Genomic DNA, 3813 nt, shown 5'->3' on the forward strand with positions numbered 1-3813 from the left:
GTCTGCCACCCTCGCGGGTGGCAGACGGCCGACGGTGACGCGTCACATCAGCTGCCGCTGATCAGCTCCCGGTCAGAAGGCCGCCTCGTCCAGCTCCATCAGGGAGAGGTCGGTCTTGCCGGCGATGGAGCGGGCGACGGCGACGTTCGGCAGGATCTCGCGGGCGAAGTGGCGGGCCGCGGCGATCTTGCCCTGGTAGAACGGCGCGTCCTTCGGGGAGGCGGTGCCGAGCTTCTCGGCGGCGACGGCGGCGCCCCGCAGCAGCAGGTAGCCGACGACGACGTCACCGGAGGCGAGCAGGAACCGGGTGGTGTTCAGCCCCACCTTGTAGAGCTGCTTGACGTCGCTCTCGGTGGCGGCGAGGTCGGTGAGCAGGATGCCGACCAGGGCCTCCAGCTCGCCGGCCGCGGCGGCCAGCTCCTCCCGCGCCTCGGCGAGGCCCTCGCCGCCGGGGGCCTCGGCGAGGAACTTCTTGATCTCCTCGGAGAGCCCGGTCAGCGCCGCGCCCTGGTTGCGGACGATCTTCCGGAAGAAGAAGTCCTGCCCCTGGATGGCGGTGGTGCCCTCGTAGAGGGTGTCGATCTTGGCGTCCCGGATGTACTGCTCGTGCGGGTACTCCTGGAGGTACCCGGAGCCGCCGAGGGTCTGGAGCGACTGCGCGAGCTGCTCGTAGGAGCGCTCGGAGCCGTAGCCCTTGACGATCGGCAGCAACAGGTCGTTCTTGGCCTCGGCAGCGGTGGCGTCCTCGCCGGCCGCCTTGAGGGCCAGCACGTCGTCCTGGACGGAGGCGGTGTAGAGCACCAGCGCCCGCATGCCCTCGGCGTACGCCTTCTGCGTCATCAGCGAGTGGCGGACGTCCGGGTGGTGGGTGATGGTGACGCGCGGCGCGGACTTGTTGGCGAACTCGGTGAGGTCGGGGCCCTGCACCCGCTCCTTGGCGTACTCCAGGGCGTTGAGGTAGCCGGTGGAGAGGGTGGCGATCGCCTTGGTGCCGACCATCATCCGCGCGAACTCGATGATCTTGAACATCTGGCGGATGCCGTCGTGCTTCTCCCCGAGCAGCCAGCCCTTCGCGGGGCCGTTGGCGCCGAAGGTCAGCTCGCAGGTGTTGGAGACCTTGAGCCCCATCTTGTGCTCGACGTTGGTGGCGTACACGCCGTTGCGCTCGCCCAGCTCACCGCTGTCCCAGTCGAAGTCGAACTTCGGCACGATGAACAGCGACAGGCCCTTGGTGCCGGCGCCGTGCCCCTCGGGGCGGGCCAGCACGAAGTGGACGATGTTCTCCGAGAGGTCGTGCTCGCCGGAGGTGATGAAGCGCTTGACGCCTTCGAGGTGCCAGGAGCCGTCGTCCTGCTTGACCGCCTTGGTCCGCCCGGCGCCCACGTCCGAGCCGGCGTCCGGCTCGGTGAGGACCATGGTGGAGCCCCACTGCTTGTCGATCATCAGCTGTGCGATGCGGTGCTGCGCCTCGGTGCCCTCGTCGTGGAGGACGGAGGCGAACGCCGGACCGGAGGCGTACATCCAGATCGCCGGGTTGGCGCCGAGGATGGTCTCGGCGAAGGCCCACAGCAGCGAACGGGGGGCCTCGGTGCCACCGAGCTCCTCGGAGATGCCGAGCCGCCACCACTCGGCGTCCATGTACGCCTGGTAGCTGCGGCGGAAGGAGGCGGGGAGCGGGGCGGTGCTGCTCGCCGGGTCGAAGACGGGCGGGTTGCGGTCGCCGTCCTCGTAGGACGAGGCCAGCTCGTTCTCGGAGAGGCGCGCGATCTCGCTCAGCACGTTGCGTGCGGTGTCGGCGTCCAGCTCGCTGAACGGGCCGCTGCCGTAGACCTTGTCCCGGCCCAGCACCTCGAACAGGTTGAACTCGATGTCTCGGAGATTCGACTTGTAGTGGCCCATGGGACGACTCCGTAGGGATCGGGTCTGCCGGGCGGGCAGCGCGACGTGTACCGGTTGGTAACTCCATCATGCTACCCATCGGTAATAAGAAGCAAGCACTCATCCGCCAGAAGTGAGTCAGTACGCTCTCCCCCATGTATGGCTACGACCAGAGCGCGTACGGCGGCCACCCGCAGGACCCCCACGCGCCCCATGGGCAGCCCCCCTACGGCCAGCCGCAACAGGGCGGCGGGTACGGCGAGCAGCCGCAGTACCCGCAGGCGGACCAGTACCAGCAGCAGGGCGGGTACGGCGAACAGCCGCACCACGACCCGCACCACGCCCAGCAGCAGGCGCAGCAGGCCCAGCACGCGCAGCAGCAGGCCCAGCAGCAGGCGGCCCAGCACCAGCCGGCACCGGCCACGCCGCTGAACCTGGTGGACGGGCTCCGGGCGTACACCTCCGGCGCCCTGGCCACCGAGGACTTCCAGGACATCTTCTGGAGCGCGAAGGTCTACTGCCCGCGCGGCGACACCCCCGGCTTCCTGGCCGTGCAGACCACCCAGGAGCCGGTGATCCCGCTGTTCACCTCGCTGCGGGAGCTGCGCAAGTACGCCGGCAAGGAGTCCCGGTACTTCACCGTGACCGGCGGCGAGGTCCTCGACCTGCTGCCGCACGGGTACGGCTTCGCGCTCGACATGGAGGGCGAGCACCGGCTGGTGCTCGACGCCAAGGCCGTGGACGAGATGACGGAGTACGCCATGCGCCGCGTCTACGGCTGAGCCACGGACCACTTCCCCCTGCCGCCCGCCGGGGCGTGCGTGGGCGGACTCCGGACTCCGGCAACTCCGGACTCCGGCGAGCGACGGTGGGCGCGCGGTGGTCTTCGCGATCGGAACGCCCTGACAGCGAAGCGACCGCGGCAGCGCCACCGCCGGGGACCTGCCCCGCGACCCGCCGCCACAGGTCGCACCAGTGGCAGGGGCCCGTCGCGTGTCTCAGCCCTGCAACCAGCCGGTAACCGTTCGCACCAGCGCACGGCCGTGACGCGTCCTTCTCCCCCGAGGGGGCATGGTCCCCGCTGACCCCGGTGATCACGTCCGGGGCGACCGCACGCGACCCACAGGGGGAGACATCCACATGCGCAGCACGACCCGCAGAGCCGCCCGACTCGGCGCCGTCGCACCGGCCGCCTCCGCGCTCGTCCTGGCCCTGGCGCTGACCGCCTGCGGCTCCGACGCGGACTCCGGCGACTCCTCGGAGGTCGGCGGCAGCTCGGAGTCGGAGGGCTCGGGCGACTCCGGGGACCGCATCGACGTCGACGACGAGGGAGACGACGGCGGCACCAACTCCTCGGGCGGCGACGCGGTCGACTCGGACGGCTCGGACGACGAGCCGGGGACGGTGTCGCTGGCCGTCGGCGAGACCAGCGAGCCGGTGCTGTGGACCAACGGCTCGACCGAGGCGATGCTCGCCGTCACCGCAACCGAGGTCTTCATCGGTGAGAACGAGGACCTCGACCCGGAGACGTTCTCCACCCCCGACGCGACCGAGGGCATGCGCCCGGTCCACATCCACTTCGACTTCGCGCACGCGGACGGCGACCACATCGACATGATCATGCCGTCGGAGCGGACGACGCTGAAGCTGAAGCTCGCCGACGACGAGGGCTGGGGCGAGAACGTGCAGGCGTACCAGCCGCTGGGGATGCCGGACGGCTGCGACGACGCCGCGCCCACCAACTCCTACGAACTGCCCGTCGGGGAGTCCTTCTACGACTGCCGCACCTTCCTGATCCCGGAGGACGCCGAGGCCGCCGAGGTGCACTGGCTGGCCGCGGAGGAGACCCTGGTCTGGCGGATCTGATCCACCACCCGGTCCGCACGCCGGTGCGCGGCCGACACGATGGGCCGCGCACCGGCCGCGTCCGGCTCC

The 3813-nt window shown here is 70.5% G+C and carries 3 protein-coding genes; 2 read left to right on the forward strand and 1 reads right to left on the reverse strand.

Annotated elements, in window-relative coordinates:
* Window positions 1-72: 72 nt before the first annotated feature.
* A complete protein-coding gene (locus HCN56_RS24230; RefSeq protein WP_167974587.1) occupies window positions 73-1899 on the reverse strand; it encodes an acyl-CoA dehydrogenase in 1827 nt (608 codons plus the stop codon).
* A gap of 134 nt (window positions 1900-2033) precedes the next feature.
* Here HCN56_RS24230 and HCN56_RS24235 point away from each other — a divergent pair, with 134 nt between their 5' ends.
* Window positions 2034-2660 (forward strand): SseB family protein, encoded by a 627-nt coding sequence (locus tag HCN56_RS24235; protein WP_167974589.1) that lies wholly within the window; start codon window positions 2034-2036, stop codon window positions 2658-2660.
* A gap of 358 nt (window positions 2661-3018) precedes the next feature.
* Window positions 3019-3744, forward strand: a complete 726-nt coding sequence (locus tag HCN56_RS24240; protein WP_167974591.1) for a hypothetical protein — start codon at window positions 3019-3021, stop codon at window positions 3742-3744.
* Window positions 3745-3813 lie beyond the last annotated feature (69 nt).

It is taken from the genome of Streptomyces lonarensis (genome assembly GCF_012033735.1).
GTDB lineage: Bacteria > Actinomycetota > Actinomycetes > Streptomycetales > Streptomycetaceae > Streptomyces > Streptomyces lonarensis.

What these genes read in the sequence shown, in the direction of transcription:
- HCN56_RS24230 (WP_167974587.1), bottom strand. Translation starts at nt 1,899, where the DNA reads ATGGGCCACTACAAGTCGAATCTCCGAGACATCGAGTTCAACCTGTTC.
- HCN56_RS24240 (WP_167974591.1), top strand. Translation starts at nt 3,019, where the DNA reads ATGCGCAGCACGACCCGCAGAGCCGCCCGACTCGGCGCCGTCGCACCG.
- HCN56_RS24235 (WP_167974589.1), top strand. Translation starts at nt 2,034, where the DNA reads ATGTATGGCTACGACCAGAGCGCGTACGGCGGCCACCCGCAGGACCCC.